At 64.3% G+C, this 20,828-nt stretch carries 16 protein-coding genes; 12 read left to right on the top strand and 4 right to left on the bottom strand.

Annotated features, from left to right (window positions below):
* Positions 1 to 87: 87 nt before the first annotated feature.
* The 6 genes from FJ974_RS05975 (at position 88) to FJ974_RS05950 (ending at position 9,077) form a co-directional block, all read left to right on the top strand.
* Positions 88 to 1,173: a citrate synthase/methylcitrate synthase gene (locus FJ974_RS05975; protein ID WP_140536089.1), complete on the top strand. Its 1,086-nt coding sequence runs from the start codon at positions 88 to 90 to the stop codon at positions 1,171 to 1,173.
* A gap of 195 nt (positions 1,174 to 1,368) precedes the next feature.
* Positions 1,369 to 2,499, top strand: a complete 1,131-nt coding sequence (locus FJ974_RS05970; protein WP_140536086.1) for a patatin-like phospholipase family protein — start codon at positions 1,369 to 1,371, stop codon at positions 2,497 to 2,499.
* A gap of 116 nt (positions 2,500 to 2,615) precedes the next feature.
* The gene (locus FJ974_RS05965; protein ID WP_140536084.1) at positions 2,616 to 4,037 is read left to right on the top strand and encodes a coniferyl aldehyde dehydrogenase; all 1,422 of its coding nucleotides are present in this window, start codon (positions 2,616 to 2,618) and stop codon (positions 4,035 to 4,037) included.
* 365 nt (positions 4,038 to 4,402) lie between these two features.
* Positions 4,403 to 5,569: an efflux RND transporter periplasmic adaptor subunit gene (locus FJ974_RS05960; protein ID WP_140536081.1), complete on the top strand. Its 1,167-nt coding sequence runs from the start codon at positions 4,403 to 4,405 to the stop codon at positions 5,567 to 5,569.
* A 74-nt stretch (positions 5,570 to 5,643) separates the two neighbouring features.
* Positions 5,644 to 8,820, top strand: coding sequence for an efflux RND transporter permease subunit (locus FJ974_RS05955; protein WP_140536078.1), 3,177 nt, complete (start codon positions 5,644 to 5,646; stop codon positions 8,818 to 8,820).
* Positions 8,821 to 8,918: 98 nt separating this feature from the next.
* Positions 8,919 to 9,077, top strand: a complete 159-nt coding sequence (locus FJ974_RS05950) for a DUF3309 family protein (protein WP_140536076.1) — start codon at positions 8,919 to 8,921, stop codon at positions 9,075 to 9,077.
* Positions 9,078 to 9,079: 2 nt separating this feature from the next.
* Here the strand turns inward: FJ974_RS05950 and FJ974_RS05945 are convergent, their stop codons facing one another.
* Positions 9,080 to 10,039: an SDR family oxidoreductase gene (locus tag FJ974_RS05945; protein WP_140536073.1), complete on the bottom strand. Its 960-nt coding sequence runs from the start codon at positions 10,037 to 10,039 to the stop codon at positions 9,080 to 9,082.
* Between the two features lie 95 nt (positions 10,040 to 10,134).
* Between FJ974_RS05945 and FJ974_RS05940 the strand changes: the two genes are divergently transcribed.
* Positions 10,135 to 11,022: a LysR family transcriptional regulator gene (locus tag FJ974_RS05940; protein ID WP_140536070.1), complete on the top strand. Its 888-nt coding sequence runs from the start codon at positions 10,135 to 10,137 to the stop codon at positions 11,020 to 11,022.
* Between the two features lie 61 nt (positions 11,023 to 11,083).
* Here the strand turns inward: FJ974_RS05940 and FJ974_RS05935 are convergent, their stop codons facing one another.
* From FJ974_RS05935 to FJ974_RS30150, 3 genes are all read right to left on the bottom strand, one after another.
* Positions 11,084 to 12,274, bottom strand: coding sequence for an MFS transporter (locus tag FJ974_RS05935; protein ID WP_140536182.1), 1,191 nt, complete (start codon positions 12,272 to 12,274; stop codon positions 11,084 to 11,086).
* Positions 12,275 to 12,712: 438 nt separating this feature from the next.
* Positions 12,713 to 13,312, bottom strand: coding sequence for a polyhydroxyalkanoate synthesis repressor PhaR (gene phaR / locus FJ974_RS05930; protein ID WP_140536068.1), 600 nt, complete (start codon positions 13,310 to 13,312; stop codon positions 12,713 to 12,715).
* An 83-nt stretch (positions 13,313 to 13,395) separates the two neighbouring features.
* On the bottom strand, positions 13,396 to 13,524 hold the full coding sequence (locus FJ974_RS30150) for a hypothetical protein (RefSeq protein ID WP_264296803.1): 129 nt from the start codon (positions 13,522 to 13,524) through the stop codon (positions 13,396 to 13,398).
* A 92-nt stretch (positions 13,525 to 13,616) separates the two neighbouring features.
* Between FJ974_RS30150 and FJ974_RS05925 the strand changes: the two genes are divergently transcribed.
* The 5 genes from FJ974_RS05925 (at position 13,617) to fdxA (ending at position 20,744) form a co-directional block, all read left to right on the top strand.
* A complete protein-coding gene (locus FJ974_RS05925) occupies positions 13,617 to 14,804 on the top strand; it encodes an acetyl-CoA C-acetyltransferase (protein ID WP_140536065.1) in 1,188 nt (395 codons plus the stop codon).
* Positions 14,805 to 14,911: 107 nt separating this feature from the next.
* Complete coding sequence (phbB, locus tag FJ974_RS05920; protein WP_140536062.1) at positions 14,912 to 15,634, top strand: acetoacetyl-CoA reductase; 723 nt, start codon at positions 14,912 to 14,914, stop codon at positions 15,632 to 15,634.
* Between the two features lie 700 nt (positions 15,635 to 16,334).
* Positions 16,335 to 19,760 (top strand): helicase-related protein, encoded by a 3,426-nt coding sequence (locus FJ974_RS05915; RefSeq protein ID WP_140536060.1) that lies wholly within the window; start codon positions 16,335 to 16,337, stop codon positions 19,758 to 19,760.
* Between the two features lie 15 nt (positions 19,761 to 19,775).
* Entirely contained in the window at positions 19,776 to 20,162 is a 387-nt protein-coding gene (locus tag FJ974_RS05910; protein WP_140536056.1) for an RNA-binding S4 domain-containing protein, read from the top strand.
* A gap of 243 nt (positions 20,163 to 20,405) precedes the next feature.
* Entirely contained in the window at positions 20,406 to 20,744 is a 339-nt protein-coding gene (gene fdxA, locus FJ974_RS05905) for a ferredoxin FdxA (protein ID WP_140536053.1), read from the top strand.
* Positions 20,745 to 20,828: the final 84 nt, after the last annotated feature.

Here is a 20,828-nt window from a genome sequence, read left to right as displayed (position 1 = left end):
CGTGACCTATATTGATTCACTTGATCAAGATTGATGCATTGATTGCGCAGCATTAATTCCGTTGCGCGAAAGGTCAAGGAGGCGGTCATGGCAAACGGGCTCGATGACGTTGTGGCCGCCGACACGGTGCTTTCCGATGTCGACGGCGCGGGCGGGCATCTCACCATTCGCGGTCACTCGCTGATGGAACTGGCCGGCCATTGGCGCTACGGCCAGGTGGTCCGTCTGCTGTTCGACGGCTTTTTCGACGGGCTTCCCGGCGATGCGGAGCTGGAGCGGGCAATCGGCAAGGCGCGTGTCGAGGTGTTCGAACAGCTGCAGCCGATGCTGGCCGAGCTTGCGCCGCTCGACATCTATAGCGGCATGCGGGCCGGCGTGGCCCTGCTGCCGGATGGCGATGGCTTAAGCGATGCGCTGCGGCTGATCGCGGCGCCGGCGGTGCTGACGCCGGCTTTGCTGCGCCTCGGCCGCGCTGAGAAGCCGATCGCTCCGGATGGCCGCGCCGATCATGCCGGCGACATGTTTAGGATGCTGAGCGGCACGACATCGCCGGCGCTTGCCAGGGCGCTCGATACCTATCTGGTAACGGTCTGCGACCACGGGCTCAACGCATCGACCTTCGCGACGCGCGTGGTGGCCTCGACGCAGGCTGGGCTGACCTCGGCGATTCTGGCCGGGCTCGGCGCGCTCAAGGGCCCGTTGCATGGCGGCGCCCCGGGGCCGGTGATCGAGATGCTCGACGCCATCGAGGCCAGCGGCGACGCAGCCAAATGGCTGCGCGACGAGATCGCGCATGGCGAACGCATCATGGGCTTCGGCCACCGCATCTACCGGGTGCGCGATCCGCGCGCCGACGTGCTGAAAGCCGCCGTGCGGCAGCTCGGCACCGGGAACCAGACGGGCAACCGGCTTGCCTTCGCCGAAACGGTGGAGCAGGTTGCGCTCGAGGTGCTGCGGATCGCCAAGCCGCAGCACTCGATCCAGACCAATGTCGAATTCTACACCGCCCTTCTGCTCGAAGCCGCCGGCTTCCCGAAAGAGGCGTTCTCCAATGTCTTTGCCGCCGGGCGCGTCGCCGGCTGGATCGCGCATGCCCGCGAGCAGCAGTCGACAGGACGGCTGATCCGGCCGCAATCGCGCTATGTCGGGCCGGTGCCCGACCTGGTTGCCTGACGCCGCAGGCCAACTTGGTGCAGACCACGCCGTTCCAACGGTCGGAGGTCTTTCATGACCGAAATTTCATGTGATCACGCGACCGTGTTCGTGTTCTTGCCTTGGTCAGCCCCTATATGCTGCACTGCAACATAAGCGGGCCGCGGTTTCTGTTTTTCAGAAGCGACGCAAACCGACCAAGATGACAGGAACGTCATGGCGACGAACGGCAAGGCGGAGGAAAAGAAGAAAATCAACGTCGCGCTGCAGGGCGGCGGCTCGCATGGCGCTTTTTCCTGGGGCGTGCTCGACCGCCTGCTCGAGGACGGGCGGCTCGACATCGCAGCGGTGTCCGGCACCAGCGCCGGCGCCATGAACGCGGTGGCGCTGGCCGACGGGTTTGTGCGCGGCGGCGTCGAGGGCGCAAGACAAAAGCTCGACGATTTCTGGCGCGCGGTGGCGGCGAAAGGCCGTTTCAGCCCGGTTCAGCGCATGCCGTGGGACGTCGCCTGGGGCAATTGGTCGATCGAGAACACGCCGGGCTATGTCTTCTTCGATACCATGTCGCGGGTGTTTTCGCCCTATGTCGCCAACCCGCTCGGCCTCAATCCGCTGCGCGACGTGGTCGCGAAGCAGATCGATTTCGGCAACGTGCGGGCCTGCAGGTCGATGGAGCTGTTCATCTCGGCGACCAATGTCGAGACCGGACAGCTGCGCGTCTTTTCCGACGGCGAGATCGACCTCGATACGGTGATGGCCTCGGCCTGCCTGCCGCAACTCTTCCGCGCTGTCGAGATCAGGGGCACGCCTTACTGGGACGGCGGCTATGGCGGCAATCCGGCGCTCTACCCGTTCTTCAAGGCGGCGGCCACCGAGGACGTGCTTCTGGTGCAGATCAATCCGGTGGTGCGCGAAGGAACGCCGAAGAGCGCCAACGAAATCCAGAACCGCATCGACGAGATCACTTTCAATGCCGGGCTGCTGAACGAATTCCGCTCGATCGCCTTCGTCAAGGAACTGATCGCCGCCGGCCGCCTGCCGCATGGCGAATATCGCGACATCCGCATGCACAGGATCGATGCCGACGAGGCGTTCAAGGACCTGTCGGCTTCGTCCAAGGTCAATGCCGAATGGGCCTTCCTCGCCTATCTGCGCGACCTCGGCCGCAGTGCCGCCGGCGACTGGCTGGAAGAGAATTACGATGCGGTGGGCAAGCAGGCGACGCTCGACCTGTCGGGCGAGCTCCATGACAGTTTCAAGCCGCTGCGCGGCCGCGCACCCGGCCGCCGGGTCAAGGAATTCCTGGCCGCGCGCATAAAGCCGGAAGCGGAGCGCCGCAGGGCCTAAGGGCAGCTGTAACCGATCGATCTCGCTTGAGTCGAAGCTTCCCTAACGGCATCGGTGAGCCGCTGGATTCGACCTAAACCGCGATGTAACTTACCTGAACGTAAACGGAGGTTGCGATGCTGCAGGCCAGACAGAATGCGCTCGGCGCCCTGTTCGAACTGCAGTGCCGGGCATTCGAGCGCGAACCCTTCCCGAGCTTTGATGTCCGCAAGGATCGCCTGAAGCGCCTGCTGGCGCTCACCGAAAAGCATGAGGCCGATATCTGCGCGGCCATCGACAGCGATTTTTCCGCCCGCTCGGCGCAGGAAACACGGCTTGCGGAATTGTTCGTCGTTCGGGCCGGCATCAGGCATGCCATCCGGCATCTGCGCGGGTGGATGCGCGAGCGGCGCGTCCGCACCAGCCTGCCGTTCCTGCCGGGGCACAATCGGCTTTTGCCGCAGCCCGTCGGCGTCGTCGGCATCGTGTCGCCCTGGAATTATCCTTTCCAGCTCGCCGTCGCACCGGCAACGGCGGCGCTGGCCGCCGGCAACCGGGTGTTGATCAAGCCTTCCGAGCTCACGCCGAAATTCTCTGACCTGCTCGCCCGACTGGTCGAAAAACATTTCGCTCCCGACGAGATGAGCGTGGTGCAGGGCGACGCCGAGGTCGGCAAGACTTTCGTGTCGATGGGGTTCGATCATCTTCTGTTCACCGGCTCGACCGCCGTCGGCCAGCAGGTCGCGCTGGCAGCGGCCGCCAACCTGACGCCGGTGACGCTCGAGCTCGGCGGCAAGTCGCCGGCAATCTTCGATCCGTCCTGCGACCTCGAGGCGGCCGTCGCCAGCGTCGCTTACGGCAAGCTCTTGAATGCCGGGCAGACCTGCATCGCGCCGGACTATCTGCTGGTTCCGCAAGGGCAAGCCGCAACGATCGCCACGAAATTGGTTGCGGCGATGACGCGGCTCTATCCGAGCCTGCGCGATAATCCCGACTATACGGCTATCGTCAGCGAGCGGCATCACCGGCGTCTCAGCGACATGGTCGCCGAGGCGCGCGAAAGCGGCGCCGAAATCATCGAGGTCAATCCGGCTGGTGAACAACTCGGCATCTCGGATCGCAAGATGGCCCCGGTCTTGGTCAGGAACCCCGGCGAAGACCTGCGGCTGATGCGCGAAGAGATCTTTGGGCCGGTGCTGCCGATCATCGAATACGGCACGCTCGATGGCGCCATCGCGCATGTGAACCGGGCGGAGCATCCACTGGCACTCTACTGGTTCGGCAGCGACAGCGCCAATCGCCAAAGGATGATGCGCGAAACCCTGGCGGGCGGCGTCACGGTCAACGATTGCATGCTACATCTGGTGCAGGAAAGGCAGCCCTTCGGCGGCGTCGGAGCCAGCGGCATGGGCGCCTATCACGGCGAATGGGGGTTCCGGACATTCAGCAAAGAGAAGCCGATTTTCGTGCAGTCCAGACTGAGCGCCGGCGGCCTGCTCAGACCACCCTATGGCACGACATTCGAGCGGCTGTTCCGGCTGCTGAACCTGATCACCTGATAGCATTGTTTTCGAACTGGGCGCGTCTTCGCGTTGTCTCGTGCCAATGCAGCAAGTCATTGCGCGAAAAAATTCCGCATCATCCTGACGCCTGCTGCCATTGAGTGTTCGAACGAGTGAAAATCCGCCCGGCCCCGGGAAAGCCGAGCACTCGAGGTGTCGAAAAATAGAAAAATGCCTGTCCGCCACGACTGGAGGCGCAATAATGCTGCAACTTTTCCGGCTATATTGCGCCGCAACTTTGAGGTAGAAGCGCGCTTCGCCGATCACGGCAAATTGAAGATGGCTTTGCGCGCACCCATATCGGCCGCGCCCGACAGTCGGAAGCGCCGACTTCGCTAAAGCCGCAACGGAACAAAATGACGATGCCGAAAATCAGGTTTCACAAGCTTGCAGCCATTGTCGTGCTCATCGGCTTCGCAGCCTGGATGGGAACAGGCGAGTTCTCGTCCGTCGGCAGTGCCGCGGACAAGCCGAAAACTGCAGACACCGGCAAGGCCGCCCAGCCGGAAGCCGGCAAGCCGAAGACGGCCGAGCCGAAGGCGGCACTGCGCACCGTCGCGGTGGTGACGCCGCCGCGCAAGACCTTCGCGCGGGCGATACGGATCTCGGGTCTGACCGAGGCCGACAAGCGGGCGGTGCTGGCAACCCGCGTCGCCGGCGTCATCGACAAGCTGCCGGTCAAGCAGGGCGATCACGTCAAGACCGGCGACCTGGTGCTGATGCTGGCTGCGGAAGAAAAGATCTCGATGGTCGACAACGCCAGGCAGCTTGTCGCGCAGCGCCAGGCCGAACTGGATGCATCGCTGCAGCTGATGAAAACCGGCAATTTGCCGAAGCTGCAGCTCGACACGGCGCGCTCCAACCTGACCGCGGCGCAATCCCAGCTGGAAACGGCTCAGGCCGAACTCGACCGCAACGAGGTCAAGGCGCCGTTCGACGGCGTCATCGACCGGGTGCCGGTGGAGCTCGGCAGCTCGGTCATGCAGGGTGGCGAGGTGGCCACCATCCTCAAGCTCGACCCGGTGATCGCGCGCGGCGAGATCAGCGAGCGCGACTTGCGCTACATCAAGATCGGCGACGACGCCGATGTGCGGCTGGTCAATGACCAGAAGGTCACCGGCACCGTGCGCTATATCAGCCGCGATGCCTCCTCTCAGACCCGCACCTTCCGCATCGAAGTGGCGATCCCCAATGCCGACGGCTCCATTCCCGCCGGCATGACGGCGGAGATCACGCTCAGCGCCGAGCCAACCGATGCGGTGATGCTGCCGCGTTCGGTGGTCACACTCGGCGACAAGGGCGACCTCGGCATCCGCGCCGTCGGCAGGGACGACAAGGTGGCGTTCTTCCCGATCGATCTCGTCGACGATACCCCGAGCGGCCTGGTGCTCGGCGGCATCCCGAAAGAGGCGCGCATCATCGTCGCCGGCCAGGAGCTGGTGAAGGAAGGCGACCTGGTCAAGCCGGTCGAGGCCGACCAGGCGACCATCAACAAGCTGATCGGCGAAGCAACCGCCGGGACGCAGTAGCGCGGGCCGCGCCGGACAGGGGCGAGGACCATCTGCCGCGACGCAGCTTCTGAAATTCAAGACAGGCTTTAGCCATGGATATCGTCAGACTCGCAATCCACAATGCCCGCCTGACCATTTCGGTCCTGGGCTTCCTTCTGCTGGCGGGCTGGGTCGCGTATCAGTCGACGCCGAAGGAAGCGGAGCCCGACGTCCCTATCCCCATGATGTATGTCAGCCTGATCTATCAGGGCATATCGCCGGAGGATTCGGAGCGGCTGCTGCTGCGGCCAATGGAAACCAAGCTGAAGAGCCTCAAGGGCCTGAAGGAAATGCGTTCGGCCGCCTTCCAGGGCGGCGGCTACGTGCTGGTCGAATTCCAGCCGCAGACCAATCTGGCGACGGCGCTGCAGGACACGCGCAGCAAGGTGCAGGACGCCAAGGCAGACCTGCCGCAGGCGGCCGAGGAGCCTACGGTCACCGAGGTCAATGTCTCGGAGTTTCCGGTCCTGGTCGTGACGCTCTCCGGCGATGTGCCGGAGCGCGTGCTGACTTCCGCCGCCCGCGAATTGCGCGACCGCATCGAGGAAGTGCCCGGCGTGCTCGAGGGCTCGCTGCAGGGCTCCCGCGACGATCTCGTCGAGGTCGTCGTCGATCCAGTGAAGCTGTCATCCTACGGGTTGCAGCTCGACCAGGTGATGCAAGGCGTCGGCGCTTCCAACAGCCTGGTCGCCGCAGGCAATCTCGAAGGCTCCGAGGGCAAATATGCGGTCAAGGTGCCGTCGCTGATCGAGACGCCGGAGGATGTCGCCAACCTGCCCGTCGTCGCCACGCCCAACGCCGTCGTCCAGGCCAAGGACATCGCCACCGTGCGCTCGACCTTCAAGGACGCCGAGACGGTGACCCGCCTCGACGGCAGGCCGGCGATCGCCATCGAGGTGAAGAAGCGCATCGGCGCCAACCTGATCGACACGCTGACGAAGGTCAGGGAAGTCTCCGACGGCTTCATCAAGACCATGCCCGAAGGCATGCATGTCACCTACACGCAGGATAAGTCCGTCTTCGTCAACCAGCTGCTGGGCGACCTGCAGAACCACGTGATGATCGCGGTGATTCTGGTGTTCATCGTCATCCTCTATGCGCTGTCGGGCCGCGCCTCGCTGCTCATCGGCCTCGCCATCCCGTCATCCTTCCTGATCGGCATCCTTCTGCTTGCCATGATGGGCTACACGATCAACATGATCGTGCTGTTCAGCCTCATCCTGGCGGTCGGCATGCTGGTCGACGATGCCATCATCGTCACCGAATTCGCTGAAAGACGGATGAGCGAGGGCATGCCGAAGGAGGATGCCTTCGCGCTTGCCGCTCGGCGCATGGCCGGGCCGGTCATCGCGGCGACGATGACACGCATCGCGGCGTTCTCGCCGCTGCTGTTCTGGCCCGGCATCATCGGCGACTTCATGAAGTACATGCCGATCACGCTGATCGTGACGCTGTCGGCCTCGATGCTCTACGCGCTGGTGTTCGCGCCGACGCTCGGCGCCATCTTTGCCAAGGCGCCGGAGCATCACGAGGCCGATCATCGCGACGGCTGGTATATGGCCGTTGTCAAGCAGGCGGTGCGCTTCCCGATCACCGTCATCCTGCTCACCGTCTGCCTGTTGGTCGGCGTCGGCTTCGCCTATTCGAAATACGGCGCCGGCGTCGAATTCTTCCCCAGCGTCGAGCCGGATTACGGCCTGCTCTACGTGCATGCGCGCGGCAACCTTTCGCTGGCCGAGATGGATGCAGCAACGAAGACGGCCGAGAACCGGCTGCTCGGCTGGCCGGGGGTGAAGTCCGTCTATACGCGCGTCGGCAAGACGCAAGGCGGCGGCCAGGATGTCCCGGAAGATGTGGTCGGCGTCATCCAGTATGAATTCGTCGACTGGCGCCAGCGCAAGTCGGCCAACCAGATCCTCAACGATCTGCGCGGCGTCATGGCCGGCATTCCCGGCGTCGACGTCGAGGTGCGCGTGCCGGAGGCCGGCCCGCCAACCGGCAAGCCGATCCAGATCAGGCTTTCTGCCGCCGACCCGGCCGGGCTCGACGACAAGGCGCGCGCGGTGGCGGCACGCATCGCCAAGGTGCCCAGCGTCATCGACATTTCGGACGGCCTGCCGCCGCCCGGCGTCGACTGGGCGATCGAGGTCGACCGCGCCAAGGCCGCCCAATACGGCATAAGCCCGACTTCGGTCGGCACCGTGGTGCAGCTGGTGACCAACGGCCTCAAGCTTTCGGAATACAGGCCCGCCGGCGCCGACAAGGCGGTCGACATAAGGCTGCGCCTGCCGGAGGACCGACGCACGTTGTCGACGCTCGACGAACTCAGAGTGCAGACGCCGCAAGGAGCGGTGCCGATCTCCAACTTCGTCATCCGCAAGGCGAAACCCAGCGTTGGCGTCCTCAATCGCATCGACGGCGCGCGCACGGTGGTCGTTCAGGCCAATGTCGCGGCAGGCGCCCAGGTTGCCGCTGTGCAGCAGGAGGTCACCAAGGCCGTCGCCGACATGAACCTCGGCAGCGGCATACGCTGGAAGCTCGCCGGCTCCAACGAGGACAGTGCCGAAGCCAGCGCCTTCCTCGGCAAGGCCTTCGGCGCGGCGATCTTCCTGATCTTCCTGGTGTTGCTCGCGCAGTTCAACAAGTTCACCAGCGTGTTGCTGGTGCTGTCCTGCGTGGTCATGGCGACGATCGGCGTGTTCCTCGGATTGCTCCTGACCGGCGAGGCGTTCGGCATCGTCATGTCGGGCATCGGCGTGATTGCGCTGGCCGGCGTGGTGGTGAACAACAACATCGTGCTCATCGACACTTACGACCGGCTGCGCGAGGAAGGCTGGGACAAGATGGAGGCGGTGCTGCAGACCTGCCGCGAGCGTGCCCGCCCGGTGGTGCTGACGGCGGTCTCGGCGATCCTCGGCGTGCTGCCGATCGCCTTCGGCCTCGGGCTGGAAATCTTCCATCACGAGACGACGATCAACGCGCCGTCGACGCAGTGGTGGATTTCGCTGTCTTCGGCGATCGTCTTCGGCTTGTCCTTCGCCACCTTGCTGACGCTGGTGGTGACGCCCTCGATGCTGATGGTGTTCACCCGCGCCAAGGTGAAGCCCGGCGCCCGGCGCAACTGGTTTAGCCGCCTGTTCGGGCGCGGCAAGGGCAAGGTCGCCAGCGACGAACCGGTCGCGGAAGGCGGCACCGAGCCGGCAATTGCTTTCCCGAAAGCCGCCGAATAGAGCCGTTTCGGCGCCCCAAGCTAAGGAGCCGCCCGGGAACTATCGGGCGGCTCTTTGCATTCTTCCCTCGAATTTCAACCAGACGGCGAGGGTTTCTCATGACGATCGGCACAATTCTTGTCATCATTTTGATCCTGATCCTGATCGGCGCCGTGCCGGCATGGCCGCATTCGCGCGCCTGGGGCTACGGACCGTCTGGCATCGTCGGCGTCATCCTGATCGTGCTGCTGATCCTCCTCCTGATGGGCAGGATCTGATCTCAGGCGGTCTGGCGGAATTCAGGCGCGACGGCGATGCCGATATCCTGCAGGGCGTCCTTCACCGCCTGGTCGAGCGGGGTGCGCGGGATTTCGCCGATGACCTCTTCCAGCCGGTTCGAGACCAGCCGGTGCGGCTCGAAGCGCAGGTAGGACATCGAAACGATCTCGCGCCACATGGCGACGAACGGGCTGCCGGCACGCAGCACCCACCAGGGCATGAAGCTGAGCTTCAGCTTCTTTCCGAGAGCCGTCTCGGCCGCCGCCTTGATGTCGAGATCGGTGACGGCGTGGCCGGGAAAGTTGATCGCCTCATGGAAGCCGAGCTTGTCGAGGTTGCGCGCCAGCCCGACAAAAGCGACGGCGAAGTCCGGCAGGTAGGCCCATTCATGTATGAGGTCCGCCGGACCGGGCGCGGTGTAGACGCCCTTGTTCATCTTGGAAGCGACGATGAGGTCGAACCAGCCACCGCTGCCGGCCCCGCCGAAGAAGTCACCGGCCCGCAGCACGATGGTGCGCACGAGGCCGGCGTCGGCCTCGCGGCGGAACAGGTCTTCCATGGCAACGCGGATGCGGCCCTTTTCGGTGGTGGGATGGAACGGCGTTTCCTCGGTGATCACCTGCGGCATCGGTGAACCGTAATTGTAGACGGTGCCGGGGAAGAGGTGCAGCGCGTTGTTCGCCCGGCAGGCGGCCATGACGTTTTCGGCCATCGGCAGGCACTTGCTCCAATCGGTGTAGATCGGGTTCAGCCCGTTGAAGACGATGTCGACGCCTTGTGTGGCGCGGATCAGCGCTTCGCGGTCCAGCGCGTCGCCGGCAACCGCAGTGGCGCCCTCGAGCTCGGCCGGCACCTTACCGGTGCGGGTGACGGCGCGGACGTCGAAACCGGCGTCGATGAAGGCCCTGGCGACAACGCGGCCGAGCCGGCCATTGGCGCCCAGAATTGCGATCTTGGTCATTTTCCTGCTCCTTGTCGGTGTTTGCAGGCCGAATATCGTCTCCACGCTTGCGAATGGAAATTGACTAAGATCGGCGATCTGTTATTCAAAAATGAATGAAAGAATTCGACTGGAACCTGATCAAGAGCTTCGTCGCGGTCGCCGAGACCGGCAGCCTTTCGGCTGCCGCCCGCAGGCTGGCGGCGAGCCAGCCGACGCTCGGGCGCCATATCGTCGAGTTGGAGCAGGCGCTTGGCGTCACGCTGTTCCGGCGCGGGCGGCGCGGCTACGAGCTGACGGAGGCCGGCAGCACGCTCTATGAGCACGGCAGGACGATCAGCGAGCAGGCCAACGCCTTCTCGCTGCTGGCGCTGGGGTCGGTCGAAGCGATCGAGGGCACGGTGCGGATCGCCGCCAGCGAGGTGGTCGCGGGCTGCGTGCTGCCCGGGATGCTGGCGCGGCTCGGCGAAGAGGAGCCGGGTATCGAGGTCGAGATCGTTGCCTCCAACCAGGTCGAGAACCTGCTTCGCCGCGACGCCGATATCGCCATTCGCATGGTCAAGCCGGCGCAGAACGAGCTGGTGGCGCGCAAGGTCACCGATATCGTGCTGCGCCTGTGCGCCGCCAAATCCTATCTCGACCGGCGCGGCCGGCCGGAAACGCCGGGCGATCTGGCTGATCACGCCCTGGTCGGCTTCGACCGAAGCGATGAGATCATCCGCGGCTTCACCGCCTATGGCATTCCGGTCGGCCGCAGCGCCTTTCGCTTCAGGACCGACAACCAGATTGTTCTGTGGGAGGCGGTGCGGGCGGGCAATGGCATCGGTATCGGCCAGGAGCCGCTGGTCGATAACGATCCGCATTTGGAAAAGCTGTTGCCGGAAGTGCCGCTGCCGGTGCTGCCGGTATGGCTGGCCATGCATCGCGACGTGCGCACCAGCATGCGCATCCGCCGCGTCGCGGATTTCCTTTATGAGGAACTGAAGCGCTATTCGGCTGGCTAGAGCATGATGCCGAAAAGTGTGAAGCGGTTTTCGGACGACATCATGCTCTATTTCTCTAATCTCAGAGCCGGATGATTTCAGGTCGATCGGACCTGAAATCATCCGGCTCAGGGGCGAACTCGGCCCGGTGAGCGAGCCCTGCCATCAAGAGCACGACGGCCAGCAGGCCCGACAGCGCGATGAAGATCGGGCCGAAGCTCGAATGCTCGGCGATGAAACCGATTGCCGACGGCGCTACCAGGATACCCGAATAGCCCATTGTGGTGACGACGCTCATGCCGGTGCCCGACGACATGCCTTCCTGGTTGCCGCCGGCCGAGAAAATGATCGGCACCGTGTTGGCGATGCCGAAGCCGCAAAGGGCGAAAGCGGCGATGGCCAGCCAGGGCGACGGCGACAGCCCGGCCATCAGCATGCCGGCGGCGGCGACAAGGGCCGAGCCGCGCAGCGTCGACACCGCGCCGAAGCGGTTGCGCACGCCGTCTCCCAAAAAGCGCATAACGGCCATGACGCCGGAGAAAGCGGCATAGGCGAGGCCGGCGACCGCAAGATCGGCGCCGAGTTCCTGGTGGAGATAGAGCGCCGCCCAGTCGAGCACCGCGCCCTCGGAAATCATGGTGAGCAGCGCCATCACTCCGACCAGATAGACGATCGTGTGCCGCGGCAGCGAGAATTTCCGATGCTGTGCGGCCTGCGGCTTGTCCTCCTCGATGAGGTGGCCAACAGCAGAGGTAAGCACGGCGAAGGCCAGAGCCGTCACCACGATCACATGGGTGAGGTAACCGTAATTCTGGATGGCGTAGCCGCCGAGCGCGCCGCCGGCGAAGCCGCCGAGGCTCCAGAAGCCGTGCGAGGACGACATGATGGCGCGGGCGAGCCTTCGTTCAACCACCACCGCATTGGAATTCATGGCGACATCCATGCCGCCGATCGAGCCGCCGAAGAGGATCATGGCGATGGCCGCCAGCGGCACATTGGGCGCCAGCGCCACGACCAGCAGGCCGAAGCTGCCGCAGATGCCGAACCAGCGCAGCACGGTGCGCGAGCCATGTTTTGAAATGAGATGCCCGCACCAGCTCATGGCGGTGACGGCGCCGGCGCCGAACAACAGGATCAATAGGCCGAGCGTGAATTTCGAAATGTCGAGCCTGGTCAGAAGCACCGGGATCTGTGGCGCCCAGCTGCCGGTCAGGAAGCCATTGGCAAGAAAAATTCCGGCCACGGCCCAGCGGCCGCGGATGGCGGCCTGCATGATGTCTTGAGCGCTCACGATCCAGAATCCGGGTCAGAGATGGATTTGCGCCGCAAATTAGATCGATTCAATTTGCAGTCAAGTGCCGTGTCTTGGGAAGTGCTTGGACCATAAGGCGAGCAGGGACAGCTCCCGTTCCTGCCGGGTTACCGACGTTGGAGATTGGCCGAAACGCCGATTCATTCGTCATCCCTCGACCTGTCCCAAGGATCCACCGTCCTATGAAGGCCCGCGATCAGTCCTGAGGACCCGGTAGATTCTCGGGACAAGCCCGAGAAATGACGTCGGCGCGAAAGCGCACGACAAGGACGACGAGCAGGAAGAAGCCGCCTGAGGTTTTCCCGTTTGGGCGGAGCGACGAACACAGACCCTGGGGTGACAAAGGGGTGGGCCGTTTCGACTGATCTCAGACGCCAGCGGCTGCCAGAAACGACACTCTCAAGACATCGTGTCGAGCTTGCGTTGCATGGCGGCGATCTGCGCTTTCAATTCCTGCAGGTCATCGGTCTTTTCCGGCGCGTCCTTCTTGGCGGGCTCGGCCGGAGTTGTGGAATTGGTTCCGGCCGGCGGGAACGGCGTGAACATGCGCATGGCGTTCTGAAACATCTCGACGTTTCGGCGCGTCTGCTCTTCCAGCGCCTTCATCGGCGTCTTCATCAAATCGATCGGCGTCTTGCCGAAGGTGCCCTTCAGCTGCTCGCGGAAGCGCTCCTGCTCCTTGGCGAAGGCGATCATCGATTGTTCGAGGAAGCTGGGCACGATCATCTGCATCTGGTCGCCGTAGAAGGCGATAAGCTGGCGCAGGAAGGGGATCGGCAGCATGTTCTGCCCGTCCTTGTTCTCCAGCTCGAAGATGATCTGGGTGAGAACCGGATGCGTGATGTCGTCGCCGGTCTTGGCGTCCTGCACCGTGAACTCCTCGCCTTTCTTGACCATCTCGGCCAGATCCTCGAGCGTCACATAGGTGCTGGTGCCGGTGTTGTAGAGCCGGCGATTGGCATATTTCTTGATGACGATCGGGTCGTCTTTTGCGGCCATCCGTATCCTCCCCAGGATACCGGCGCATGTGAGTAAGCGGCCGGTAACGATTGCGCCATTTGTCGAGGATACGCGCAAAAGCCTCACAATTCCAAGCGGTTTGTGCAGTGCGGCATCAATTTGTGCTGCACGACAGGTGGAAAATGCTGCGCCACGATCGCTGCGCCGCGGCGAGCCAACCGCGTGGCCTGCTTGCGGCGCATGGCGGCCATGCCCATTTCCGGTTTGACTTGGGTTCTGGAACGGGCAAGAAAAGTCTTTAACGGAACCCTAAAACACGACACCTCGAAGCCTGGAGAAGAAAATGTCCGCTTCCAATTCAATCGTCGTCGCCAGCGCCGCCCGCACCGCTGTCGGTTCCTTCAACGGCAGTTTCGCCGCCACGCCGGCGCATGAGCTCGGCGCCGTGGTCATCCGGGAATTGCTCGCGCGTTCAGGCGTCGAGGCGAACGAAGTCGACGAGGTCATCCTCGGCCAGGTGCTGACCGCCGCGCAAGGCCAGAACCCCGCCCGCCAGGCCTCGATCAATGCCGGCCTGCCCAAGGAGACCACCGCCTGGGGCCTCAACCAGGTTTGCGGCTCGGGCCTCAGGGCGATCGCGCTCGGCATGCAGCAGATCGCCACGGGCGACGCCAGGGTGATCGTCGCCGGCGGCCAGGAATCGATGTCGCTGTCGCCGCATGCCGAGCATCTGCGCGCCGGCGTCAAGATGGGCGACTACAAGATGATCGACACCATGATCAAGGACGGCCTGTGGGACGCCTTCAACGGCTACCATATGGGCAACACCGCCGAGAATGTCGCCCGCCAGTTCCAGATCACCCGCGAAGAACAGGACCAGTTCGCGCTGGCCTCGCAGAACAAGGCCGAGGCCGCGCAGAAGGCCGGCAAGTTCAAGGACGAGATCGTCGCCTTTGCCATCAAGGGCAAGAAGGGCGACACCATCGTCGATCAGGACGAGTATGTCCGCCACGGCGCGACGCTGGATGCCATGACCAAACTGCGGCCGGCCTTCGACAAGGACGGCACGGTCACCGCCGCCAACGCGTCCGGCATCAACGACGGCGCAGCCGGCGCGCTGCTGATGACGGAGGCGGAGGCCGCCAGGCGCGGCATTACCCCGCTGGTGCGCATCGCGTCCTGGGCAACCGCCGGCGTCGATCCGGCGGTCATGGGCACCGGGCCGATTCCCGCTTCCAAGAGGGCGTTGGAGAAGGCCGGCTGGTCGGTGAAGGATCTCGACCTGGTCGAGGCGAACGAGGCTTTCGCCGCCCAGGCCTGCGCGGTCAACAAGGGGCTCGGCTGGGATCCGTCGATCGTCAACGTCAATGGCGGCGCGATTGCCATCGGCCATCCGATCGGCGCCTCGGGCGCCCGCATCTTCAACACGCTGGTCTTCGAAATGCGCCGCCGCGGCGCCAAAAAGGGCCTCGCCACGCTGTGCATCGGCGGCGGCATGGGCGTCGCCATGTGCGTGGAAGCGCTGAACTGAGCCAATAGCGAATAGGGAGTAGCGAATAGCGAATAGGGAAGAACGGCGTCGGCGCAGCGGGCTTCGCTACTCCCTATTCGCTCCTTCGACCAAAAGGGAGGAACTTCATGACCAAAGTAGCAATCGTCACGGGCGGATCGCGCGGCATCGGTGCCGCGATTTCGGTGGCGCTGAAGAGCGCCGGCTATTCGGTCGCCGCGAACTATGCCGGCAATGACGAGGCCGCAAGCAAGTTCACCGCCGAGACCGCTATCAAGACCTACAAATGGTCGGTCGCCGACTACGACGCCTGCGCCGCCGGCATCAAGCAGGTCGAGGCCGACCTCGGCCCGGTTTCGGTGCTGGTCAACAATGCCGGCATCACCCGCGACGCCATGTTCCACAAACTGACGCCCGAGCAGTGGAAAGAGGTCATCGACACCAACCTGTCGGGTGTCTTCAACATGACGCATCCGCTGTGGGGCGGCATGCGCGACCGCAGGTTCGGCCGCGTCATCACCATTTCCTCGATCAACGGCCAGAAAGGCCAAATGGGCCAGGTCAACTATTCGGCCTCGAAAGCCGGCGACATCGGCTTCTCCAAGGCGCTTGCTCAAGAGGGCGCCCGCGCGGGCATCACCGTCAATGTTATCTGCCCCGGCTACATCGCCACCGACATGGTCATGGCCGTGCCGGAAAAAGTGCGGGAATCGATCATCGCTCAGATCCCGGTCGGCCGTCTCGGCGAGCCGCAAGAGATCGCGCGCTGTGTCGTCTTCCTGGCGTCGGAGGAGGCCGGCTTCATCACCGGCTCGACCATCACCGCCAATGGCGGCCAGTACTTCGCCTGAGGTCTTTCATCCCGATGGAGGGCGGCCCGGACAGCCGGGCCGCTATGCGCTGCCGATGAGGCTGGCGCGACACCTTGCCTCAATACGGCACGCAAAGATTAACGGCCTCGCTCCCGCTCTGTGCAAAACCCGTTCACAAGCTGTGACTTTTCGGTGCGCAAGCTGTGGGCAACACTATATGTTGGGGTGAACAAAACCGGAAAACCTTTGAATCGCTGATTCGTCGCCGATTCGTTCCGGCTTTGGCCGGAAAGTTAACGGCAGCGGCGTCAAACGGCGCTGAGATGGTTAACCGTCGGTAAGAAAGATCAATAATTTCATAAGTTTGACGGGTGAGCCCACTCGCGCCACGATTGTTCACCGGCAAAGGTTAACAGTACTTCGCGTCGTACTGAGGCCAAGCATGAATCGGGCCAGTTTAGAGATTCAGCATGTGGTGAGACTCGTCGTCAAAAAATCCACATATAGCCGTGAACAAAACCTGAATCAGGACGAGTCGTCGATTCGTCGCCGATTCGTTCCAGACTCGTTCCAACGGTTAACCAGCGACGGATTCTGACCCTTCCATTGCGGTGGCCATCGTCGCGATGGAACATTCCGCTTTCGCTTCGCGCCCGAAATCCTTATGTGTCGCCTGTCACACGCGGCGGCGCCGCCGCGTTCCCGACAACAAGCGGCAGAAAGCCTCATTTCCGAGCCGATGAACATCCACCCGAAACACTCCCAGCCGTTGATACTTTCAGGCCGCGACGTGACGGCCGTGCTCGGCCCCACCAACACCGGCAAGACCCATCTCGCCATCGAGCGCATGGTGGCGCATGAGACGGGCGTCATCGGCCTGCCGCTCCGGCTGCTGGCGCGCGAGGTCTATACCCGCGTCAGCGAGAAGGTCGGCGCCCATAAGGTGGCGCTGATCACCGGCGAGGAGAAGATCGTCCCGGCGAGCGCGAAATATTCGGTCTGCACCGTCGAGGCGATGCCGCGCGAAACCGACGCCGCCTTTGTCGCCATCGACGAGGTGCAGCTCGCCGGCGATCTCGAGCGCGGCCACATCTTCACCGACCGCATCCTGCATCTGCGCGGTCGCCAGGAGACGTTGCTGCTCGGTGCGGCCACCATGCACGGCATCCTGCAGCGCCTGCTGAAGGGCGTCTCGGTGGTGACGCGGCCGCGGCTGTCGCATCTTGCCTATGCCGGCTCGAAGAAGCTCACCCGCCTCCCCCGGCGCACCGCGATCGTCGCCTTCTCCGCCGACGAGGTCTATGCCATCGCCGAGCTGATCCGCCGCCAGCAGGGCGGTGCCGCCGTCGTGCTCGGCGCGCTGTCGCCGCGCACCCGCAACGCCCAGGTGGCGCTGTTCCAGTCGGGCGATGTCGACTATCTCATCGCCACCGATGCCATCGGCATGGGGCTTAACCTTGACCTCGACCATGTCGCCTTCGCCCAGAACCGCAAGTTCGACGGCTACCAATACCGCAACCTGACGTCGGCCGAGCTCGGCCAGATCGCCGGCCGCGCCGGCCGCCATCTGCGCGACGGCACCTTCGGCGTCACCGGCCAGGTCGATCCGCTCGACGAGGATCTGGTCAAGAAGATCGAAAGCCATGACTTCGATCCGGTGAAGGTGATGCAGTGGCGCACCGCCGATTTCGATTTCGCCAGCCTCGACGCGCTGAAGCGCTCGATCGAGACCAACGCGCCGGTCGAAGGGCTGACGCGGGCGTTGCCGGCAGTGGACGCGCAGGCGCTGGACCACCTGTCGCGCGACGAGGAGATCCGCGCTTTAGCCACCGACGCCAGGCGCGTGGCGCTGCTGTGGGAAGCCTGCGCCCTGCCGGACTACCGCAAGATCGCGCCGGCCCAGCATGCCGACCTCATCGCCTCGATCTATATGGACCTTTCGCGCCATGGCCATGTCGACGAAAATTACATGGCCGAGCAGGTGCGGCGCGCCGACACGACGGACGGCGATATCGACACGCTGTCGCACAGGATCGCCCAGATCCGTACCTGGACTTTCGTCTCCAACCGGCCGGGCTGGCTGGCCGATCAGGCACACTGGCAGGAAAAGACGCGTGAAATCGAAGACAGATTGTCGGATGCGCTGCATGAGCGGTTGACGAAACGCTTCGTAGACCGCAGGACTTCCGTCCTCATGCGGCGCCTTAGAGAAAATACCATGCCTGAAGCCGAAATCAGCCCAACCGGAACTGTCCTCGTCGAAGGCCATCATGTCGGCGAACTGCAAGGCTTCCGCTTCACCGCCGACCAGAGCGCCGGCGGCGAGGATGCCAAGGCTGTGCGCACCGCCGCCCAGAAGGCTCTTGCCGCCGAATTCGAGGCGCGCGCCGACCGCTTCGGCGCCTGCGCCAATGGCGATCTGGCACTCGGCTCTGACGGTACGGTGCGCTGGATCGGCGCGCCGATCGGCACGCTGGTTGCCAGCGACGAAGCGTTGAAGCCGCGCCTTGTGCTGCTGGCCGACGAGCAGCTCACCGGGCCGGCCCGCGACAAGGTCGCGGCGCGCGCCGAGCGTTTCGTCAATTTCCAGATCGAGTCGCTTTTGAAGCCGCTGGTCGATTTGAAGAATGCCGAACAGCTTACCGGCATCGGCCGCGGCATCGCCTTCCAGCTCGTCGAGCATTTTGGCCTCATCAACCGCCGCGACATAGCCGAGGAGATGAAGTCGCTCGACCAGGAAGGACGCGCCGCATTGCGCCGCCTGGGCGTGCGCTTCGGCGCCTACCACGTCTTCGTGCCGGCGCTGATCAAGCCGGCGCCCGCCGGGCTGGTGACGCTGCTGTGGGCATTGAAGAATGATGGCAAGGACAAGCCGGGCTTCGGCGACGTAGTGCACGCGCTTGCCTCCGGCCGCACCTCGGTGGTCATCGACCCGGCCTTCGACAAGACCTTCTACAAGCTCGCCGGCTACCGCAATCTCGGCCGCCGCGCAGTGCGCGTCGACATTCTGGAGCGACTGGCCGATCTCATCCGCCCGGCGACCAACTGGAAGCCCGGCCTCGGCCAGCGGCCTGATGGCGCCTATGACGGCCAGTCCTTCATGGTGACGCCGCCGATGATGTCGATTCTCGGCGCCACCGCCGACGACATGGAAGAGATCCTGAAGGGTCTCGGCTACCGCGCCGAGCCGAAGCCGGCCGCCGAAGTGAAGGCGAAACTCGAGGCGCAGGACAATGCCGCCCGCGAAGCCGCCGCCGCCAAGCTGGCAGCGGAAGAGGCCGCGCGCGCGGCAGCGGCAGCCGAAACGCCGACCGCCGAAGCCACCGAGACACCAGCCGAAAGTCCGGAGCCGGCGGTGGTGGCAACTGAGGCTGCGGCCGAAACCGCCGAGGAACCTGTCGCCGAAGCGGGCGCGGAACTCGCGACGGCAGAGGAGACACAAACGGAAGCTGCGGAAGCGGCCTCGCCGGCAGCAGAGCAGACCGATGCGCCGGCTGCCGAGCCGGTAACGGAAGCTGGCGCGCCGGCTGCCGAGGTCGAAGCCTCCGTGGCAAGCGAAGCTGCACCGGCGGAAGCCGCAGCACCGGAAGTCGCAGCACCGGAAGCCGAGGCTCCAGCCGAAGCTGGGGCCCCGCCAGAGGCTGAGGCTCCCACCGAGGCCGAGGAACCGAAGCCGGTCCTTCTTTGGCGGCAAGCGCGTTTCGACCATCAGCGTCCGCGCCACCGCCACGACAACCGCCGGGACAATCGTCCACGCGGGGCGCAGGCCCACCCTGCCGGTCAGGCGCGGGATAACCAGCCTGATGCCGCTTCCGGCCAGCCGGCGGACCGGCCTGCCCAGGAGGGTCGCCGCGACCAGCGTGACGGCGCCGGCAAGCCGCGCTTCGACCGCTCGAAGTTCAAGCCGAGACCGGAAACTGGAGACCGGCGCGAAACCGGCGAACGGCGTGATGCCAAGCCGCAGGGCGAGCGTCCGGATCGCCACGAGGGGGGCCGCCGCGAAGGCCGGCCCGACTGGAAGGGCAACCGGCAGGACGGCAAGGGCAACGCGCAGGGCGGCAAGCCGGCCTTCCAGGCGAAGCCGCGCGAGGAACGTCCACAGCGCTTCGATCCGGATTCGCCCTTCGCCAAGCTCGCCGCCTTGCGCGACCAGCTGAAGAAATAGCTTCGCTCGGTTCCGATGGTCGCGGAAGGCCGCCAGCGCATCGACAAATGGCTGTTCTTCTCGCGCGCGGTCAAATCGCGCTCGCTGGCCGCCAAAATCGTCGTTGCCGGCCGCGTCCGCATCAATCGCGACAAAGCAGCGCAGGCATCGGACATCGTCCGTTGCGGCGATGTCCTTACCATAACGCTGGAGGGTCGGATCCTGGTCTGGAAGGTGCTCGAGCCCGGGGCTCGGCGCGGTCCGGCCGAAGAGGCACGGCTGCTCTATGAAGACATGTCGCCGCCGCCGGCCCTCAAGGGAGAGGCGGTTCCCGACGCCATTCCAGCGCTGCGCGAGGCCGGCAGCGGCCGCCCGACCAAGCGCGAGCGCCGCCAGACCGACCGGCTGCTCGGCGAGGACTGACCCGGCCGGCGCCTGGCCGCCGGAGAGAAATCCAATCCGGAAACGCCCGTGCTGCCAGCAATTCCCGCCCTTGCAAGCGGCAGGCAAAGGCGTTACCTCACCAAAAAAGCTGCCGCATCGGCCCGAAAATCGGAATCGATTTTTGGAAAGCACGATGCGCAAGTTCTAAAAGAGTTAGAGCGTACTTAGTGCCCATGGGGGCGCACGTCGCTCTAAGAAAGACGGGACGGCCCGGAGCCTGCGATGACCTATGTCGTGACCGACAATTGCATAAAATGCAAATACATGGACTGCATCGAGGTCTGTCCGGTCGACTGTTTCTACGAAGGCGAAAATATGCTCGTCATCCATCCCGACGAATGCATAGACTGCGGCGTCTGCGAGCCCGAATGCCCGGCCGACGCGATCAAGCCGGACACCGAGTCCGGCCTCGACAAATGGCTGCAGATCAATTCCGAATACGCCGAGAAATGGCCCAACATCACGGCCAAGAAGGAACCGCCGGCGGATGCCAAGGACTTCGACGGCGAGGCCGGAAAGTTCGAGAAATATTTCTCGGCCGAACCTGGCGAAGGTGACTGATCCGCAGGGCCTGCCAGGCCGGCATGACCTTGCGTAACGAGGCCGATACAATAACTGTCTTGACAGGCAGCGATGGCGCTCGGT

This window comes from Mesorhizobium sp. B1-1-8 (assembly GCF_006442795.2).
Lineage (GTDB): Bacteria > Pseudomonadota > Alphaproteobacteria > Rhizobiales > Rhizobiaceae > Mesorhizobium.
This window is presented reverse-complemented; position numbering and strand designations above follow the sequence as displayed.

Coding starts and splice junctions, on each gene's coding strand:
- FJ974_RS05975 (WP_140536089.1), top strand. CDS start 88: ATGGCAAACGGGCTCGATGACGTTGTGGCCGCCGACACGGTGCTTTCC.
- FJ974_RS05970 (WP_140536086.1), top strand. CDS start 1,369: ATGGCGACGAACGGCAAGGCGGAGGAAAAGAAGAAAATCAACGTCGCG.
- FJ974_RS05965 (WP_140536084.1), top strand. CDS start 2,616: ATGCTGCAGGCCAGACAGAATGCGCTCGGCGCCCTGTTCGAACTGCAG.
- FJ974_RS05960 (WP_140536081.1), top strand. CDS start 4,403: ATGCCGAAAATCAGGTTTCACAAGCTTGCAGCCATTGTCGTGCTCATC.
- FJ974_RS05955 (WP_140536078.1), top strand. CDS start 5,644: ATGGATATCGTCAGACTCGCAATCCACAATGCCCGCCTGACCATTTCG.
- FJ974_RS05950 (WP_140536076.1), top strand. CDS start 8,919: ATGACGATCGGCACAATTCTTGTCATCATTTTGATCCTGATCCTGATC.
- FJ974_RS05945 (WP_140536073.1), bottom strand. CDS start 10,039: ATGACCAAGATCGCAATTCTGGGCGCCAATGGCCGGCTCGGCCGCGTT.
- FJ974_RS05940 (WP_140536070.1), top strand. CDS start 10,135: ATGAAAGAATTCGACTGGAACCTGATCAAGAGCTTCGTCGCGGTCGCC.
- FJ974_RS05935 (WP_140536182.1), bottom strand. CDS start 12,274: ATGCAGGCCGCCATCCGCGGCCGCTGGGCCGTGGCCGGAATTTTTCTT.
- phaR (WP_140536068.1), bottom strand. CDS start 13,312: ATGGCCGCAAAAGACGACCCGATCGTCATCAAGAAATATGCCAATCGC.
- FJ974_RS30150 (WP_264296803.1), bottom strand. CDS start 13,524: ATGGCCGCCATGCGCCGCAAGCAGGCCACGCGGTTGGCTCGCCGCGGC.
- FJ974_RS05925 (WP_140536065.1), top strand. CDS start 13,617: ATGTCCGCTTCCAATTCAATCGTCGTCGCCAGCGCCGCCCGCACCGCT.
- phbB (WP_140536062.1), top strand. CDS start 14,912: ATGACCAAAGTAGCAATCGTCACGGGCGGATCGCGCGGCATCGGTGCC.
- FJ974_RS05915 (WP_140536060.1), top strand. CDS start 16,335: ATGAACATCCACCCGAAACACTCCCAGCCGTTGATACTTTCAGGCCGC.
- FJ974_RS05910 (WP_140536056.1), top strand. CDS start 19,776: ATGGTCGCGGAAGGCCGCCAGCGCATCGACAAATGGCTGTTCTTCTCG.
- fdxA (WP_140536053.1), top strand. CDS start 20,406: ATGACCTATGTCGTGACCGACAATTGCATAAAATGCAAATACATGGAC.